Source organism: Pseudomonas sp. HN2 (assembly GCF_020736465.1).
GTDB lineage: Bacteria > Pseudomonadota > Gammaproteobacteria > Pseudomonadales > Pseudomonadaceae > Aquipseudomonas > Aquipseudomonas moraviensis_A.
Genome location: NZ_CP085885.1, coordinates 724,264 through 743,139 on the forward strand (window position 1 = coordinate 724,264; position 18,876 = coordinate 743,139).

The 18,876-nt window shown below is 61.3% G+C and carries 13 protein-coding genes; 7 read left to right on the forward strand and 6 right to left on the reverse strand.

Annotated features, from left to right (window positions below; translation table 11 throughout):
* Positions 1-67 precede the first annotated feature (67 nt).
* The gene (locus tag LIS66_RS03045; protein WP_227973597.1) at positions 68-4,027 is read left to right on the forward strand and encodes a type III effector 1; all 3,960 of its coding nucleotides are present in this window, start codon (positions 68-70) and stop codon (positions 4,025-4,027) included.
* A 66-nt stretch (positions 4,028-4,093) separates the two neighbouring features.
* Here LIS66_RS03045 and accC read toward each other — a convergent pair whose 3' ends face one another.
* From accC to gcbA, 5 genes are all read right to left on the reverse strand, one after another.
* Positions 4,094-5,449 (reverse strand): acetyl-CoA carboxylase biotin carboxylase subunit, encoded by a 1,356-nt coding sequence (accC, locus tag LIS66_RS03050; RefSeq protein WP_024011424.1) that lies wholly within the window; start codon positions 5,447-5,449, stop codon positions 4,094-4,096.
* Positions 5,450-5,466: 17 nt separating this feature from the next.
* Positions 5,467-5,925, reverse strand: coding sequence for an acetyl-CoA carboxylase biotin carboxyl carrier protein (gene accB, locus LIS66_RS03055; protein ID WP_016771862.1), 459 nt, complete (start codon positions 5,923-5,925; stop codon positions 5,467-5,469).
* Between the two features lie 24 nt (positions 5,926-5,949).
* Entirely contained in the window at positions 5,950-6,405 is a 456-nt protein-coding gene (gene aroQ, locus LIS66_RS03060; protein WP_042608903.1) for a type II 3-dehydroquinate dehydratase, read from the reverse strand.
* A gap of 253 nt (positions 6,406-6,658) precedes the next feature.
* The gene (locus tag LIS66_RS03065) at positions 6,659-8,605 is read right to left on the reverse strand and encodes a methyl-accepting chemotaxis protein (protein ID WP_227973598.1); all 1,947 of its coding nucleotides are present in this window, start codon (positions 8,603-8,605) and stop codon (positions 6,659-6,661) included.
* A 51-nt stretch (positions 8,606-8,656) separates the two neighbouring features.
* Entirely contained in the window at positions 8,657-10,327 is a 1,671-nt protein-coding gene (gcbA, locus tag LIS66_RS03070; RefSeq protein ID WP_227973599.1) for a diguanylate cyclase GcbA, read from the reverse strand.
* 415 nt (positions 10,328-10,742) lie between these two features.
* On the opposite strand from gcbA, the gene LIS66_RS03075 reads away from it, so the two are divergent.
* The 6 genes from LIS66_RS03075 to LIS66_RS03100 all read left to right on the forward strand — a co-directional run bounded on the left by LIS66_RS03075 (position 10,743) and on the right by LIS66_RS03100 (position 17,462).
* Complete coding sequence (locus LIS66_RS03075) at positions 10,743-11,810, forward strand: DUF2333 family protein (RefSeq protein ID WP_064362981.1); 1,068 nt, start codon at positions 10,743-10,745, stop codon at positions 11,808-11,810.
* 3 nt (positions 11,811-11,813) lie between these two features.
* A complete protein-coding gene (locus LIS66_RS03080; RefSeq protein WP_227973600.1) occupies positions 11,814-12,371 on the forward strand; it encodes an NUDIX hydrolase in 558 nt (185 codons plus the stop codon).
* A gap of 217 nt (positions 12,372-12,588) precedes the next feature.
* Positions 12,589-12,960: a translation initiation factor Sui1 gene (locus LIS66_RS03085; RefSeq protein WP_227973601.1), complete on the forward strand. Its 372-nt coding sequence runs from the start codon at positions 12,589-12,591 to the stop codon at positions 12,958-12,960.
* Between the two features lie 220 nt (positions 12,961-13,180).
* Positions 13,181-15,094, forward strand: a complete 1,914-nt coding sequence (gene speA, locus LIS66_RS03090; protein ID WP_016771856.1) for an arginine decarboxylase — start codon at positions 13,181-13,183, stop codon at positions 15,092-15,094.
* 233 nt (positions 15,095-15,327) lie between these two features.
* A complete protein-coding gene (locus tag LIS66_RS03095; RefSeq protein ID WP_227973602.1) occupies positions 15,328-16,674 on the forward strand; it encodes a type VI secretion system Vgr family protein in 1,347 nt (448 codons plus the stop codon).
* Entirely contained in the window at positions 16,671-17,462 is a 792-nt protein-coding gene (locus tag LIS66_RS03100) for a DUF4123 domain-containing protein (RefSeq protein WP_064362978.1), read from the forward strand. The genes LIS66_RS03095 and LIS66_RS03100 overlap by 4 nt, the downstream gene beginning before the upstream one ends.
* 9 nt (positions 17,463-17,471) lie before the next feature.
* Here LIS66_RS03100 and LIS66_RS03105 read toward each other — a convergent pair whose 3' ends face one another.
* Complete coding sequence (locus tag LIS66_RS03105; RefSeq protein ID WP_227973603.1) at positions 17,472-18,821, reverse strand: MATE family efflux transporter; 1,350 nt, start codon at positions 18,819-18,821, stop codon at positions 17,472-17,474.
* Between the last annotated feature and the right edge of the window lie 55 nt (positions 18,822-18,876).

The window sequence follows — 18,876 nt, forward strand, 5'->3', positions numbered from 1 at the left end:
TCGCCTGAGTGCGGTTGCCGACAAATAGAGTGAAAGCTCATTTCTACGCAAGAACGGGCTGGACGATATGGCGGGTGAACAAGCGATTGTAGAAGAAAAACCACCGGAAGCCGCTGCGCCCACAGGAACGGCCCAGGAGATTCTCCTGCGGATCACGCGTTGGCAGGTGATCATCGACAAGCGCCTGAGCAGTCAGCTGACCTTGTTGGAGGCCATGGAAGATTTCGCCTTGACCGAGCTGCGCGGTCATTACCCGCACGGCAATATCGACCCGGGGTTCGTGCTGGCTGTGCTGGATGCGATCCTGCAAAAAATCATCGACGGCAAACCGCTGATGTACCTGGCGATCCGTGACGCTCCGTACCGCTGGCCGGGCGCTGCTGATCGGGGATTGCCGCCCGGCCATCGCCAAGCGGTCATCCAGACCGTGGATAGCGTTTCTGTGCATTTCCTTGAGCAATACAAAAAATACCTGCGAGCACACTGGGAAACCAAAGGCCAGGAGGCTGCGCTCGATCAGTTGGTCCTGCGCAAGTTGCGGCGTTACGTCGACGACATCGACGCGCTGTTCCACCCGGATCGTCTCGCGGAACTGACGCCGGATCGATTGCGCAGGCAGATCGAAAAGGTTCAGGAGCGAGGCGCGCGCCGCTATCGGTTGACCGCGCTGGCAACGGGCGCGGAAAAGAAGCGGCTCGAAGCGCAGTCATACGCGCAGTTGCCACATTGGTTGCGAGTGCTGAACGAACCGGAGCGTGCGAGGTTGCGCGGTTATCAAGAGCAGACGTCGCAGGCCCGGGCAGCGCTCGATGATCTGCTGGAAGGCTACGGTTCGTTGCGCGCCTATGCCCGGCAACAGGCGCTTGACTACATCAGGCTCAAACTCGACATGGAGGTGGAACCGGACCGGATCGACGTCCGCCTGAAATGGCGTTCAGCGGTCGGTGAGCCGACGCAGAACCGCAGTCTGAGCGAGTTGCTCGCGGCGGGGCCGATCGGGACTGATTTCGCTACCGTCCTGGAAGTCACCAGTGCTCCTTCGCGACGCAATCAGCCGCTGGAACCGGCATTCATCGCCGACATGCTGGCCGGCCAGGATTATCCGGTCGGCTACCTGCGCGCCCTCACCGCACAGTATGAGCGCGAGGATGTACACAAAGCCTTGATCGACTGGTTTATCACGCGACTCAGGCAAAGCGCGTTCGTTGCGCGTTGTGCGGGGCATCTGGCGGTCGACGACCATGATCGTCTCGAATCGCTGTGGGCCGGGGAGGCCATGGATGAATCCTTGCGCGTCGCCGCACTGGCGTTACCCAATGGCATGCAGTGTGCGGACTTTCTGGTGTTTTACCGAGAAAAGGCTGCACCAGCGGTAACTGATCTGCTGCTGTACGCGCCAAACAAACCAGACGGCCAGGAGTGGGTGCGCCTGCCTTCGCTGGCGGCATTGACCGGAGAGGTCTGGGGCTGGACGCAGAGCGAGTCCGGTCGCGAATACCTTTTGCAGCAGCTTTCCCCCACTGCCCATCGTCAAGCCCGTGAGTACCTGGTCGCCGTGGCTGCCGACCCTGGCCGGTGGGGGATGAGCAGTGATATCCGCCGTGCGCCCATGCTGTTTGCTGAATGCGTCGAAGCGGCGGTAAAAATGGGCCTGGCGAAAAACCTGCAGCAGGTTGAAGAGGACAACTCGCTTCGCTGGTCCTCGACGCAGGCCCCGGATGCGCGCCGACGCCTCAGCAGCCTGAATCAGGAGCTGGTTGTCCATCAGCAGGTCTTCAATGAGTGGCTGGGCGGTTTCGAAGTCTTTGTCGACTTCGCCAGGCGCACGGTTGCCGCAGAGATCGCGCCTTATATGCGCAGCAAACAGGTACTGGAACCGGTCGAACCGGCCACCGTGTTGATCGATTACAGCGCCGGCATCGTCGATCGCAGGAAGCAATCGGTAGCCAGCCTGCTCGACCTGGCGATCTACGGCTACGACGACAACGCCGGTATCGACCATCCGAAGAAAGGCGTGCGCTCCTCCGTTGGTCAGGATTTGAGTCAGGTGCGCAGCGCTGATCTGGCGCTGTATCTGCGCCGGGCGTGGCTGGGTGAAAAGTATGCCAGCGAGATCCGCAGCAGGTATCTCGACGCTCGCGATGCTGCCTATGAGCCGCGTCGCTTCGCCTACCGTAACGTGCTGCTGTCGAAAATGGACCGTGATTTGCGCGTCGCCAGAAGTCAGGCGCGGTTAAGCGACGCGGTTTATTCGGCGCTGGTCCGTCAGGTATCGCTGTTGAGTCAGCTGCCAGCGCCGGGCCAGCCTTTGCTGGGCGCGAGCATGGTCAGCAGTGACGGTGTTTTCAGATTCACCGTGCGCAGCCACGTTGTGCTTGGGGTCTACGTTTTCACCTGTTTCGATCCCGAACCGTCCTGGTGGCTGTACACGCCGGATGCTCCCGATGATCTGACGCTGCGTCCGTATCAGTCACTGCATGGCGACATCGCCGGTGCATTGCATGATTATCTGCTCGCGCGCACACCGGTTGCTGCGCGCAACACTGTTTCGCGTGCCCTGTATGCGATAGCGGCAAGAAAACAGCGCGTCGATACGCTGTACGAAGCACAGCGCGTGAGTGATGCGCGCAGCGAGTTCAACGCCTACATCGAGCGCACCGTCACGGATGTGGAGGACATCACCACCAGCCGGGCAGAAATGATCGAGAGACAGGTTGTCAAAGGCCTGATGTTCGGCGCCGCACCGTTTTGCATGGTGTTTCCACCCTTTGCCTTGCTGCTGGATGTCGTGTTCATTGCCGTCAGCGCCGGTCAGGCCGTCGCGGCGCATCTGGAAGGCGATGTCGAGGGCGCGCTCGGCCACTGGCTCGAGGCATCGTGGGGCGCCCTGTTTGCCATGGTCGGCGCCGGTGGTAAGGTCAAGCTGCTCGGGCGTTCGGTCAGCAATCTGAAGCACACGATGCGACCGGTCTCATTGCTCACCGAGCGTCTGAGCAGCGTGGCTCCTGTTCGCAAGGAAACGCTGCCGGCGGTTCGCGAGGTGCGTTTTCATGCCAGACAGGCCGTCAGCAGAAAACCGGATGATTTGCAGCAGGTCACTGAAGAAGGTGTCTTTTTTGGCACATGGCGCAGTCCGCCCATGACTCCACAGGCTCAACCGACCTATTACATCCGCAACAGGGGCAAGTATTTCCAGGTCAGGGAAAACCCGCATTTCGATGGTCTCAGCCTGGTCGATGCCCGGCGGCCCGCAGCCATTTATCAAAAACCGGTACGACTGACCGCGAGCGGCAAATGGACGCACGATCGCGTCGGGTTGCGCGGCGGCGATGATCAGGTGCGCAATCTTGGCCATGTGACCAATCTGCGCAATGCGTTTCCCGGGCGCGTCGAACCGGTGCTTAACCGTGGCGCGTTGCAGGGCGAAGCGCTGGTGGCGAAGTTTGTCGCCGGCTCGCGGGACAATTACCTGTTTTCGCTGAATGCGCAAACCTGCGTGATTGCCTCGATCTACAACCCGACGACAAAGGTCGGGGCTGTCATTCATTTCGATCACAACATTCGCACGCTGATCAAAGACACGGTCAAGGATACGATGGCGCGTCTGGGAGGCTCGAGCAAAGATGTTCGGGTCACGCTGGTCGGCGGTGACTGGCTGACCGGGACCGACATCGGTGGGACGGTCAGGACAGTATTGCGTCAAGAGGGGCTGAAGCCGACGTGGGACTACTGGTCGTATTCTTCCTGTCTGGGCAATAACTATGCAGTGTCGTTGAATCTCGATAGCGGTGTTTCGACCGTGTTCAAGACATCCGCCAGTCAGGTTGAACGCCTGTATTCGCCGGTTTTGCAGCGGGCGAGCCATGCCAGCGATCCGGTGTCCAGACGCGCACAGGTATTCATGGAGCGGTTTCGGCGAAAGCCGTTGCACGAGGATGCCTCTGGCGCCGTGGTCGACCAGAACGGGCGCCGGGCAACTCCCGAGATGATTCAGGAGCAGGCTTTTACCTTGGTATCGATGAACTGATGCGCTGGCTTAAGGCATAAAAAAACCCGATCCGCAGGGATCGGGTTTTTTCACGCCAGGTCAGTCTTACGACTGCTTGGCCAGCTTGTGCTCGAGGTAGTGAATGTTCACACCACCTTTGCAGAAGCCTTCGTCACGAACCAGATCACGGTGCAGCGGGATGTTGGTCTTGATCCCGTCGACCACGATTTCGTCCAGGGCATTGCGCATGCGTGCCATGGCTTCGTCGCGGGTTGCGCCGTAAGTGATCAGCTTGCCGATCAGCGAGTCGTAGTTCGGTGGCACGGCATAACCGCTGTACAGGTGCGAATCGACGCGGACGCCGTTGCCGCCTGGGGCGTGGAAATGCTTGACGGTGCCCGGGCTCGGCATGAAGGTCTTCGGATCTTCAGCGTTGATCCGGCACTCCAGCGAGTGACCGCGGATGACCACGTCATCCTGAGTGAACGACAGCTTGTTGCCAGCGGCGATGCTGAGCATCTCCTTGACGATGTCGATACCGGTGACCATCTCCGAAACCGGGTGCTCCACCTGAACACGGGTGTTCATTTCGATGAAGTAGAAACGACCGTTCTCGTAGAGGAACTCGAAGGTGCCGGCGCCACGGTAGCCGATGTCGATGCACGCCTTGACGCAGCGAGCCAGGACTTCCTGACGGGCCTTCTCATCGATGCCCGGTGCCGGCGCTTCTTCGAGAACCTTCTGGTGACGACGCTGCAGCGAGCAGTCGCGGTCGCCCAGATGGATGGCGTGGCCCTGGCCGTCGGACAGGACCTGCACTTCGACGTGACGTGGATTGGTGAGGAATTTTTCCAGATAGACCATCGGGTTGCCGAACGCTGCGCCTGCTTCGGAGCGGGTCAGTTTCGCCGAGGCGATCAGGTCTTCTTCCTTGTGCACCACCCGCATGCCGCGACCACCACCGCCACCGGCGGCCTTGATGATCACCGGGTAGCCGACTTCACGACCGATGCGCAGCGCCGTCTCTTCGTCTTCCGGCAGTGGGCCGTCGGAGCCTGGAACGGTGGGTACGCCTGCTTCGATCATCGCGTGCTTGGCCGATACCTTGTCGCCCATCAGGCGGATGGTGTCGGCTTTCGGGCCGATGAAGGCGAAGCCGGAGTTCTCGACCTGCTCGGCAAAATCGGCGTTTTCCGCGAGGAAACCGTAGCCTGGGTGAATGGCGGTAGCGCCGGTCACTTCAGCGGCAGCGATGATGGCCGGGATGTGCAGGTAAGACTGAGCGGCGGACGCCGGGCCGATGCAGACGGATTCGTCTGCCAGACCCAGGTGCATCAGCTCTTTGTCGGCCTTGGAGTAAACGGCGACGGTCTTGATGCCCATCTCTTTGCAGGCACGCAGAATCCGCAGGGCGATCTCACCGCGGTTAGCGATCAGAACTTTTTCCAACTTCGCAGTCATCAAAGGCTCTCCGCGGTTCAAACGATGGTGAACAGCGGTTGGTCGTACTCAACCGGCTGGCCGTCTTCGACGAGGATGGATTCGATCACACCGCTGGTTTCAGCTTCGATGTGGTTCATCATCTTCATGGCTTCGACGATGCACAGGGTGTCGCCTTTCTTCACGGTCTGGCCGACTTCAACGAAGGCTGGCGAGGTTGGCGAAGACTTACGGTAGAAGGTGCCGACCATCGGCGAACGGGCAACGGTGCCGTTCAGCGCGGGTGCAGCAGCGGCAGCCGGAGCAGCGGCGGCGACTGGCGCGGCAGCAGGGGCAGCGGCCGGAGCCTGCATCGGGGCTGGCGCGTAGTACTGCTGCGCCGGGGTCTTGCTATGGCGGCTGATGCGTACGGACTCTTCGCCTTCCTTGATCTCGAGCTCGTCGATGCCGGACTCTTCCAGCAATTCGATCAGTTTCTTAACTTTACGGATATCCATGAATCATCAACTCCCAAGGGTCGGTCAGGGGCGTATAGCTTGGTGTTCAAGCTGCTCTAGTGCGGCCTCCAGGGCCAGTCGGTAACCGCTGGCGCCAAGGCCGCAGATCACTCCTACCGCTACATCGGAGAAGTAGGAGTGATGGCGGAAAGGTTCGCGCTTGTGCACGTTGGACAAGTGCACTTCGATGAATGGGATGCTCACTCCCAGCAGCGCGTCACGTAATGCGACACTTGTGTGCGTAAAAGCCGCCGGATTGATCAGAATGAAATCCACGCCTTCATCGCGCGCAGCGTGGATGCGATCGATCAATTCGTACTCGGCGTTGCTTTGCAGATGCAGCAGATGATGGCCGGCTTCACGGGCGCGACGCTCCAGATCCTGATTGATCTGCGCCAGGGTCGTCGACCCATAGGTCCCCGGTTCCCGGGTGCCGAGCAGGTTCAGGTTGGGGCCGTGCAGCACCAGTAGCGTCGCCATCTGCGTTGTCCTTGTTATCAATGAGCAGTCGTCAGAACCCGGCGACTATGCCGCAAAGCCTTTGTGACTGTCCAGTTCCATGCAATAGCCGGCACGATGGGCGATGTTTGCGCGAAATTTGTGACCATGAGTTCACATCCGGTCATTCTGCGGGATCGGCGGTGTCTGGTTTGACGCTATCGCGAGCAGGCTCACTCCTACATTTGGAATGCGTATCCCCTGTAGGAGTGAGCCTGCTCGCGATAGCGGTTTATCAAACGCGGAAGGCTTGAACGGCCGTATGCAATCGCCCACCCAGCACCAGCAGATTCTCGCCCTGTTCGCGCCCCTGGCCGATGCGCAGCAGGTTATCCCCACCCAGTTGATGAATGCGCTCGCTGTGATCGCGGATCTCGCTCACCGCGCCGCTTTGTTGTGCGGTGACATCGGCAATGCGCACAGCCGTGTCGGCGATGGTCTGAATCGCGCCGACGATTTTATCCAGCGCACCGTCCGCCGCCTGCGCCTGACTGGCCGTGGCTTCGGCGTGCTCGACCTGGGCGCGCATACCCTCAACCGATTGTCGGGCGGCGGTCTGCAGGCCGGCGATCAGCGTCTGGATTTCCGCCGTCGCTCCGGCAGTACGCTGCGCCAGCGAGCGCACTTCTTCGGCAACCACGGCGAAACCACGGCCCATCTCGCCGGCGCGAGCGGCTTCGATCGCGGCGTTCAGGGCGAGCAGATTGGTCTGGTCAGCAATCGAGCGAATCACCGTCAGCACGCCGCCAATAGTTGCCGACTCCTCGGCGAGGTGCTCGATCATCTGCGCATTGCCCTGAACTTCACCGACCAAAGCATGCAGTCCGGTCAGGCTCTGGCCGATCACAGCCTGGCCATGCTCGACAGCCAGACCGGCATGACGGCTGGCATCGGCAGCCTGGCGGGCGTCGCCGGCCACTTGCTGAATGGTCGCCTCCAGTTCGCCCAGCGAATCGCGGATCAGCGCGGTATCACCGGCCTGATGCTCGGCGCCGCTGTGCAGGTCATTGCTCAGTTCGGCGAGGGTGCGGCTGCTGCCCGCGACTTGCTCGGCATTGCCGCGAATCGTGCCGACCAGATCCACCAGGTAGGCGCGCAAGCGATTGAGCGAGGCTCCGATGTCGTGCAGTTCGCGGTTGGTCTTGCCCAGTTGGATGTCGCGACTGAAATCGCCTTCGGCCCAGGTCGACAGCGCCGGGGCGAGGTTGGTCAGAGTGCGGGCCAGGCGCCGCTGCAAGGTGTCGATGAGCAGGGCGATCAGCAGAATCAGGCCGATCATTACGCCTTGCATCAGCCGCACTTCGCCCTGGATCTGCCCGTGTTGCGCGCGCACCACCGGTTCGAGACCGGCGATGGCATGTTGCACGCTGGCGATTTTTTCGTGGGTGGCGGCGCTGAGATCAGCGCGTTTCTGAATCTGCTCGCGAGTGCGCGCCAGTTCCGCCGGATAGCGGCCGAGCAAGCTGTTCAGTTCGCGTTTAAGGCCGACACCGGCATCCTCGGCGGTGGCTTTATCAGTGTTCTCGATGCCCATCAGCGCGGCGAAATCGTCACTGTTCGATTCAGTGCGGGTGACCACTCCGAGCAAGGGCAGGGCATCGATGGCCTGGGCCTGAGCGCGCATGTTGCTCACTTCGCGCTCGACATCGGCGGCGAGCTCACTGCGCCCGCTGCTCACCAGTTTGTCCCGCGCCAGCGACAGTTTGCCCAAGTGCTGCGACGCGGCGAGCAGTGGTGCGAGATAGGTCGCGTTGCCATTGGCGTAGGTATTGAGCTGGTCGAGGCCTGCGCTGAGTTCGCGTTCGGCCTGCAACAGCAAGGCTTGCGGATCGCCGGCCAGTTTGCCGGCGGCGAGCAGGTCGGTTTTGCTGAATTCGTCGAGGCTCGACAGACTTGGCCGCACGGCGTCGGCCAGCGCCGGGGGCAGTTCACTCAGTTGTTTCTGCACGCTGTCGATGGCCTGGGCAGCGCTGCTCAGGCGCAGCGCGTCGCCGCTGGCGAGGTAGTCCTCGACGTTGCGCGCCACTTCATTCTGAAATTGTTGCGACAACCCCAGGTAACGCTCCATCAAAAGATAGGGCCGTTCGAGAGCTTTTTGCGACCACCACAGCGTGGCGCCAAGGGCCACGCAGACGGCGATCAGCAGCAGAGTGTTGAGATTGGTGAGCAACTTCAGGCGCATGACGGCTACCAACGGCAGAAATGGTAAGCGCCTGAATTTATTGCGGTTCTATTACAGGGTTATGACCGAATCGGTGGATTCCGATGAAAAAGTGGCACTTTGCTTCGATTGCCTGGCGGTCTGCACCCGATTGCGTCCGGCACCCTTGGCGCGATACAGCGCCTCGTCGGCCTGGCTGGCCATCATCAGGCTGTCGGAGTCATCGCACATTTCCACCACGCCGGCGCTGAACGTGCACCAGAGATCCTGCGGCTGCGCCGGGTAATGAATCTCGGCAAAGCGCTGACGAATCTCGTCGAGGACTTTGTGCGCCGCGTCGATATCGGTGTCGGGCATGACGATGGCGAATTCTTCGCCACCGTAACGGCCGATGAAATCGGTCTTGCGCAAACGCTGCTTGAGGAACAACGCCAGGCTCTTGATCACACGGTCGCCCATCGGGTGGCCGTGGCTGTCGTTGACCCGTTTGAAGTGATCAATGTCGAGCATGGCGAAGCTCAGCGGCTTGTTCTCGCGGCGGGCGCGGAACGAGCAGTCTTCGAGCAACTGCAGGATGTGCGTGTGGTTGTACAGGCCGGTGAGGCTGTCGCGGACCATGCGCGCCTTTAGATTGCGCGCGCGGGCGGCGCGGTTGCGCACCGTGGTGATCAGGTGCCGTGGCTTGATCGGCTTGGTCAAAAAGTCATCGCCGCCCTCGCTCATGGCGTCGAGCTGCTTGTCCAGATCGTCCTCGGCCGACAGGTAAATGATCGGCACGCTGACGTAGCGGTCGTTGTGGCGGATCACTTTGGCCAGTTCGGTGCCGGTGCAGGCCGGCATGTACATGTCGAGAATGATCAGGTCCGGCTGGAAATCCGCCAGTTCAGCCATCGCCTGAATCGGTTCGATCAACGTGCGGGTGACAATCCCGGCGCTGTTGAGCAGGCGCTCGGTGTGCAAGGCCTGCGCGCGCGAGTCGTCGATGATCAGCACTTTATAGGGCTCGTACTGGGCGACGCAGGTCAGCACTTCGATTTTTTCCAGCAGGCTCGAGGCTTCGAGGGTGCCGGTGAGAAATTCCTGACCACCAGCGCGCACGGCGGCGAGACGGGTCGGGGTATCGGTTTCGTGCAGGCTGAAAAACAGCAACGGCAGCGGTTCTTCGAGGCCGACCTGCGCTTCGGCGGCGAGTTTCAGGCCGATGCCGGGGCCGCTGAAATCCACGTCCATGACAATCGCCGCGGGCAAGCGCTCGACCATCGAGGAGCGAAACGCCGCCACACTGTCCAGCGCCTGCGCGCTCAAACCGAAGAACTCCAGTTGCTTGGCCAGCCGTTCGGCGCGGTCGTGATCCTGCAACATCACATAGATCGGCTTGCGCAGCGGCGGCAGAAAGGTCTGGTCGAGTTGGTCGCCGTGGCGCAGGCCGGTGCGCGACAGGCGCTGCATCAAGCGATTGAGATCGGTGATCAGGCCGCTGCTGAGACGGCCACGGTTGGCGTCCACCGCCTGCAGCGACTGGCCGATGTGATGCGCCAACTGCGTGTGTTCCGGCTGTTCGAAACGCTCGGCAAAACGCAGCAGACGCAGATTCGCCTCGCTCAGTTCGGCGAGGTCGGCGGTGGACCACTCACTACGTTGCAGGCGCTGCCATATCTCAAGAATCTGACGTGCCTGATGAATTACCCGCTGGGCAAAGTGGTGCTTGAGACGCTCACGGCTGGGGTCTTCTGGCTCGGTCATATCCTGACTACTAGTTAGGGTGCATGCTGAGATCGACTGGTGGCTCTATGCTAGCACCTCTTTTCCCTTAGACGAGTGTCGTACGTCAATAATCTGCTGGACGACACGATTCAGTTTCTGACCGGGTGGTTTTCTCACGCACTTGCGGGTCAGTCCGACGCCCGGAATCCGCACGTTCGACTTGCAAGGAAGGGCAGAACAGTCGGGAATTCTCCATCGTTGCGCGGACCACGCTCAGGTCAGGGTTCGCTGCATCGCAGGCATTGCCAGTATCAGGGAATCCCCTAGCGTGTCGCGAAGCGTCATCGGCCCCTACGATTTGCGGCTTATCGTTAGCGGCAGGTGCTAGGCCAAGGCACGTTGTTGTATGGTTGTGGTCGAACCGTTGAACCCAAGTGATTGAAAGGATATCGCCATGCTGGACTGGAAAAACCGCGCGGGCAGCGCGCCTGAACGTGCCGCCGAGCCCAAGTCGGCCACCCGCAGTTATGTCGGCGGGCTATTTTTCAGCCGGGCGCTGGCCACAGTGATTGGTCTCTACTTGCTGGTGACCATCGCGCTGGGCTGGTACTGGAGCCAGGAACCGGAGCTGTTTCCAGTGGCGCAAAATGCCCAGGTCGCTGCCGAGAAAGAAGGCAAGCAAATGGTGGTCGGCTACACCACCGTCGAAACCCTGAAAACCGTTGCCGGTACCTTGCTCAACAAGCCGGGCGGTTACATTTCCAACGATCGTTTCCCGCCGGGTCTGTGGATGGACAACACGCCGAGCTGGGAATACGGCGTGCTGGTGCAGGTGCGTGACCTGACCCGTGCCCTGCGCAAAGACTTCGCCCGTTCGCAATCGCAGTCGGCCGAAGACGCCGATCTGGCCAAGGCCGAACCGCGTTTCAACTTCGACAACAAGAGCTGGGTGCTGCCGTCCAGTGAGTCGGAATATCAGGAAGGCATCAACTCCCTGAGCCGTTATCAGGCGCGCCTGTCCGATCCGAATCAGAAAAACGCGCTGTTCTATGCCCGCGCCGACAACCTCAACAACTGGCTGGGCGACGTCGGCACCCGTCTCGGTTCGCTGTCGCAACGCCTGTCGGCCAGTGTTGGCCGGGTCAAGCTCAACACTGCGCTGAAAACCGAAGTCCCGGCGGTCGGCGAAGTGCCGCAGGTTGACGAAGAAGTCGTGGAAACCCCATGGATGCAGATCGACAACGTGTTCTACGAAGCACGGGGTCAGGCCTGGGCGCTGTCGCATCTGCTGCGTGCCATCGAAGTCGACTTCGCTGATGTGCTGGCGAAGAAGAACGCCACCGTCAGCGTGCGCCAGATCATTCGGGAACTGGAGGCTTCGCAAGAGCCGGTGTGGAGCCCGATGATCCTTAACGGCAGCGGTTTCGGCGTTCTGGCCAACCACTCGCTGGTCATGGCCAACTACATTTCCCGGGCCAACGCCGCGGTGATCGATCTGCGTCAACTGCTCAATCAGGGCTGATACGTGAGCCAGACCCCCGGAGAGGCGGCCCATCGCGCTGCCTCGGATGCTGAACAGATTGCCTGGGTCGACGAGCAGGACAACCTGCTCGGCGCCCTGGTGCGTTCCGATTTGCGCGAACGCGGGCTGATCGGTCGTGGCACCTACATCATGCTGTTCAATTCCGCCGGTGAGTTGTGCGTGCACCGGCGCACATTGAGCAAGGCGATTTATCCCGGCTACTGGGATGTTGCCGCCGGCGGCATGGTCCAGGCCGATGAAAGCTACGCCGAGTCGGCGGCGCGCGAGCTGGAGGAAGAGCTGGGCGTCAGCGGCGTCGAGCTGACCGCTCACGATCACTTCTACTTCGAAGACACCGGCAACCGACTGTGGTGTTCGGCGTTTTCCGCTGTATGGGACGGGCCGCTGAAACTGCAGCCGGAGGAAGTCCTCGAAGCGCGATTCATTCCAGTCGAACAGGTCATGCGGGAAATCAGCGAAAAGCCTTATTGCCCGGACTCTCTGGCCGCATTGAAGCGCTATCTCAAGGCGCAGCAGAGCCACGTCGCAAAGAACACATGAATTGGTGCCGATTGGCACTTAGCAATCGCGATTTTTGTCGTTACACTGCGCGACCTTTTCAAGCTGCACCGGATGGCTTGAGGTTGGCCTGCAGATATTCAGCCCAGCGTTCATAGTTTTCCGATGCAGTAGCGCTGCCCCTGCCTGAGTGGGGCTTCGCGGTCGCTGACCTTGCCCAAGGTTGCGATCAGTCTTTGTCCTCACGAGAGGATTGCCGGTGGCCAAGAAAGCCGCATCCTTCGCCGCCCTGGGCGGCCTGGTATTTTCCACCGACGCAGGTCGTCATTGCCCGGAATGCAGCAAGCCGGTGGACGCCTGTATCTGCAAACAAACCGTGATCCGGGCCGGTGACGGCATTGCCCGCGTGCGTCGCGAAAGCAAAGGACGTGGCGGCAAAACGGTGACCACCATCACCGGCGTGCCCCTGGCCGAAGACGCGCTCAAGGAGCTGGCGACGACGTTGAAAAAACGTTGTGGCACCGGCGGGGCGTTGAAGGACGGCATCATCGAAATCCAGGGCGATCACGTCGAGCTACTCTTGGCAGAGCTGATCAAGCACGGTTTCAAAGCGAAGAAATCCGGCGGCTAGCAGCCTCTGTGAAACCCTCCGGCGGCTTGATCCGGCTTCGAGTGTTCTCGACTCCGGCGTCGTCGCCATGGTTTTCACAGAGCCTGTTCATGACCGGTTTCTAAACTCCACGCAGTCAGTGCGGTCTACCGCCGCACTGACGAACCGTCATTTTCATTCTTTAGACTGCGCCGGCCTGCACTTCAGGCGACGCACTCTGACTTCTTTATAGGGGACTTCGATGTCCGTACGACGCACACGTAAAGACGATGGCAGCCAATGGACAGTTGCGGACAGCCGCAGCGTTTACGGGATTCGCCATTGGGGGGCCGGGTATTTCGCGATCAATGAAGCCGGTCGCGTCGAAGTACGTCCGAACGGCCCGAGCAGCTCGCCCATCGATCTGTTCGAACAAGTCGACCAACTGCGCAAGAGCGGTTTGTCCTTGCCGTTGCTGGTACGTTTCCCCGACATCCTGCAAGACCGTGTCCGTCAATTGACCGGGGCCTTCGATTCGAACATCGAACGCCTGGAATATCAGAGCAAGTACACCGCGCTATACCCGATCAAGGTCAACCAGCAAGAAGCGGTGATCGAGAACATCATCGCCACCCAGAACGTCTCCATCGGTCTGGAAGCCGGCTCCAAGCCTGAGCTGCTGGCCGTGCTGGCGCTGGCGCCGAAGGGCGGCACGATCGTCTGCAACGGTTACAAGGACCGCGAGTTCATCCGTCTGGCGCTGATGGGCCAGAAGCTCGGCCACAACGTGTTCATCGTCATCGAAAAAGAATCCGAAGTCGGTCTGGTGATCGAAGAAGCTGCCTCGCTGAAGGTCAAGCCGCAGGTGGGTCTGCGCGTGCGCCTGTCGTCGCTGGCCTCGTCGAAATGGGCGGACACCGGTGGCGAGAAATCCAAATTCGGTCTGTCGGCGGCGCAGTTGCTGTCGGTGGTCGAGCGCTTCCGTGGCGCCGGTCTGGATCAGGGCATTCGCCTGCTGCACTTCCACATGGGCTCGCAGATCGCCAACCTCGCTGACTACCAGCACGGCTTCAAGGAAGCGATTCGTTACTACGGCGAACTGCGCAACCTCGGTCTGCCGGTCGATCACATCGACGTCGGCGGTGGCCTTGGTGTCGACTACGACGGCACCCACTCGCGCAACGCCAGTTCGATCAACTACGACATGGACGATTACGCCGGCGTCGTGGTCGGCATGCTCAAGGAATTCTGCGACGCGCAGAGCCTGCCGCATCCGCACATCTTCTCGGAAAGCGGCCGTTCGCTGACTGCACACCACGCAATGCTGGTGGTGCAGGTGACCGACGTCGAGAAACACAACGACGAAATCCCGCTGATCGAAAACAAGGAAAGCCTGCCGGAAACCGTGCAGTGGCTGGTGGACCTGCTCGGCCCGACCGACATCGAAATGGTCACCGAAACCTACTGGCGCGCTACGCACTACATGAGCGACGTGGCCGCGCAGTACGCCGATGGCAAGCTGACCCTGGCGGAAAAGGCCCTGGCGGAACAATGCTACTTCGCTGTTTGCCGGCGCCTGCACAACTCGCTGAAGGCGCGTCAGCGTTCGCACCGTCAGGTGCTCGACGAACTCAACGACAAGCTGGCCGACAAGTACATCTGCAACTTCTCGGTATTCCAGAGCCTGCCGGACACCTGGGCGATTGATCAGGTGTTGCCGATCATCCCGCTGCACCGTCTCGACGAAGAGCCGCTGCGCCGGGCGGTGCTGCAGGATCTGACCTGCGACTCCGACGGCAAGATCAACCAGTACGTCGACGAGCAGAGCATTGAAACCAGCCTGCCGGTGCATGCGCTGAATGAAGGCGAAGATTACCTGCTGGGTGTGTTCCTGGTCGGCGCCTACCAGGAAATCCTCGGCGACATGCACAATCTGTTCGGTGACACCGACTCGGTGAACATCTACCAGAACGCCGATGGCAGCGTGTATCACGCGGGCATCGAGACCCACGACACCATCGAAGACATGCTGCGTTATGTGCACTTGTCGCCGGAAGAACTGATGACTCACTACCGCGACAAGTGCGCCAGTGCCCGCATCAGCGCCAGCGAGCGCACGCAGTTCCTCGATGCTCTGCGTCTGGGCCTGACCCGCTCGTCCTATCTGTCTTCCTGAGACCCGATAGCGTTCCGGCCGGGTTGTCCGATTTTTTTCCGCAAGCTGTGGAAAATTCGGATAACCCGGTGGGACATCTCCTGATTTTTTCAGGAAAACCTGTGCTACCAAGGTCAGCAAACTCTTCTGGTCTGCTTTTCGCGTAGGTCATTTCCTAAGTTGTACTTCGCCTCTCTACTCGGCCATGCCTCTCGGCGAGAATCCCCGGCCGCCCCTCCTGTAGAGATCCGCCCATGTTCGATCCAGTCAACGAGCCGTCGTTTCGTCTCGATGTAGCGGGCCTGTCCGACCCCTTCGAAGTTCTCGCCTTTACCGGAAGGGAAGCGCTCAGCGAACCCTTCGCCTTCGAGATCGATGTGGTAATCGACGATCCGCATCTGGATCTCGCCGGCCTGCTGCACCGTTCGGCCTACCTGTGTTTCGGCCCGCCCGGCCAAGGCGTGCACGGACAGTTGCACAGCCTTGTCCAGCATGAGCACAGCCATGGTCTGCGCTTGAGCCGAGTGCGCCTGGGGCCGAGGCTCGATTGCCTCGACCTGCGCTTGAGCCAGCGCATTTTCAGCGGCCGTTCTGTGCCGCAGATCATCGAACAGGTGCTGCGCGAACATGGCATCGTCGGCCTGCAACGGCGTTTCGACCTGCACAGCGACTACCCGGCCCGCACCTTCTGCACCCAGTACCGCGAATCCGATCTGCAACTGCTCCAGCGCTTGTGCGCACAGGCCCGCATTCACTATCACTTCGAGCATCACCGCGACCGGCATTGCCTGGTGTTCGGCGACGATCCGACGCGGTTGCCGCAGGCCGATGTCGCGCACTATCAGGCTGAGTATGACCACCGGGGCGTTGCGCCAGCCGTCCGCCAATGGCAACTGCAAGACGATTCCCAGGCCAACCAGCGAGGACCCTATGCCGAAGGACACAGCGATTTGCCCGCCCTGCGCAGCGGTCAGTGGCTGCCGCTGGACGACCATCCTTTCATCGAATGCAATCGCCCCTGGTTGCTGACCCGTATCGAGCACCGCGCCGACCAGTCTCTCGAACCGGCCTACAGCAATCGCCTGTTCGCGGCCGCGCGGGTGCCAGTCTCTGCGGCCGCCGCGATGCCTCCCAAACAACGCATGCACAGCCTGCAGCGCGCCTGGGTAGTCTCGGTCGAAGAAGCGCAACCTGATCGCTCGCGGCCCGTCGCGGTGCAATTCGACTGGCTCTATCAGGGCGAGGGCGCAGCGCCGAGCCATTGCTGGCTGCCCCTCGCACCAACCCTGAGCGATTTGCCTTCGGCAGCGTTGGCCGATGGCGTGGAGGTGGTGGTGAGTTTTCTTGAAGGCGATCCCGATCAGCCGATGGTCACTGGCGTTCTTAAGCCCTTGGTGCTGCCAGAGGATGCGGTTGAGGACGATGCCCCGTCACCGCTGCCGGAACTGCTGGTCAGTGATGGATTGCAGCAATTGCTACAGTCCGGCGAACCGTTGCTGCTGCTGTGTCTGCTGCCGGGTGGGGGGAGTTTCAACCATTGCGCTGAATCCGTATGCAGTTGCCGGTTGCTCACTGCGCTCGACCAGAGCAGCGCAAGATGAGCGGCGCGGCGCTTGAGCCTGTGGCGCACTGGCTGTTGCTCGATACTCCGGACGCGTCACGTGCCCTGCGAACTTTGCGCCAGGGGTTTGCCGATGTGCAACGTCACCGATTGTTTGACGGCACTGAGTTTCAACCGGTCAGTGAGCATGGCCCGGTCCTCGTCGATTTGCGCAACAGCCCGGGATTGACGGCGTTATGTCTGCACGATCCAGACACTTGGCGCGGCCTGCTGCTGAGCTGCGAAATACCCGCGCAACAGTTGCTGAGCCATTTGCAGCGCATGCTCACGGTTTCGTTCGGTCTGAATCATCGGGCCTTGCTCAGCTATTACAACCGTCAGACCGCGAGCTATTTCTTCGACGCCTGCGACGCCGCGCAACTGAGTCGCTGGCTCGGGCCGATCCGCTACCTGCGCTGGTTTGGCGGTACGTGGGCCGACCGCGCCATCGGCAGTCAGGGCTGGCAGCAATTGCGTAATCCCGGTCTGCTCGTCGAACCGTTGGGCATCGAGGAAAGTCTGACCCGGCGCCAGCGTGAACGCCTGCAAACCTGCCTGCTGGAGCAGCATATCTGGCGCTGGTGCCAGTCCCTGAGCGCCGATTACCAGACGATCTCTGTGCATGTGCAACAAGGTCTGGCGCTGGGTTTCAGCGATCGTGCCGTGCTCGACGGCTGGCTGTGGTTGCGTCTGCTGCATCCACGCGCCGCGCTGGTTGCGCCGCCGGCGGGGCTGACGCAGCAGGAGCGGCTCGATCATCTGCGTCGTCAGTGGGGCGCGGCGGGCTGACTGTTTTCCTCAGTGAGCCTTGCCGCTGAACCAGCCATCGCTGCGTTTCAGCCACAGGGCTTGCGCGCCAAGGGTCACGCTGCGCAGGACCATGAACAGCAGGAAAGATATCCACAGGCCGTGATTGCCCAGCTCCTGCAAGAACCAGGCGAAGGGCAGCAACAGCAGCACCGTCAACAGCATGCCGTTGCGCATTTCCCGGGCGCGGGTGGCGCCGATGAACAGCCCGTCGAGCAGGTAACTCCAGACCGCTATCAACGGCAGCACGGCGAGGTAGGGCAGGTAGACGAAAGCAGTGTCGCGCACGCTCTGGATATCGGTCTGCATTTCGATGAACAGGTGTCCGGCGAGCAGAAACAGCGCGGCGAAGCCGAGGCTGGCGATCAGTGACCAGCCGCCGGCCACCACCAGCGAACGGCGCAGTGCCAGTCGATCCCGCGCGCCGATGGCATGGCCGCACAAGGCTTCGACGGCGTGGGCCAGACCGTCCAGTGCATGGGCCGTCAGCAGCAGGCCGTTGAGCAACAGCGCATTGGCGGCCACCGTTGCATCGCCGAGCCGCGCGCCTTGCACGGTGATCAGGAAAAACACCGATTGCAGGGCGAGGCTGCGGATGAAGATGTCACGGTTGACCGCCAGCAGCGGGCGCCAGCTCTGCCAGACTTTCAGCGCCGACCAGATGATCTGCCCCGGATAGGCGCGCAACGCCGTGCGCGTCAGCCACAGGCCGAGGAGGGCGCCGCTCCATTCGGCGATCACCGAAGCGCGGGCAGAGCCGACCACGCCCCAGTCCAGGCCAATCACAAACCACAGGTTGAGCACGATGTTGATCAGGTTGGTGCTCAGCAGAATCGCCAGCGGCGCCCGCGCGTTCTGCGTGCCGAGGAACCAGCCGACCAGCGCGTAGGTTGCCAGCGCTGCGGGCAGGCCGAACAGGCGCGTGTGGAAAAACTCCCGGGTCAGTAGCTCCAGTTCCGTCGATGGCTGCATGAAGTGCAGCGCAACGCCGCTGAGCGGCACACCAAGACAGCCGAGCACGATCGCCAGCCCCATCGCCAGCAACAGACCCTGCAATAGAATCTGCCGCAACGCCGCGCCATCGCTGCGCCCGGCAGCCTGTGCGGCAAAACCGGTGGTGCCCATGCGCAGAAAACCCATCGCCCAGGCCAGAAACGTGTACAGACTGGCGCCGACCGCCACCGCGCCCAACTGATGGGCATGCGGCAGATGGCCAATGACAGTGCTGTCGACCAGCGCCACCAGCGGCACGGAAATATTGGAGAGGATCATCGGCGCGGCGAGCGCCCAGACCTTGCGGTGAGTCGGGCGGTCGCGCCAGTCGGTAATCAGAGAGGACATGCAGGCTCCTTGGGGGAGCGGGGATTGTAGCGATTAACGCAATTTACTGTAGGAG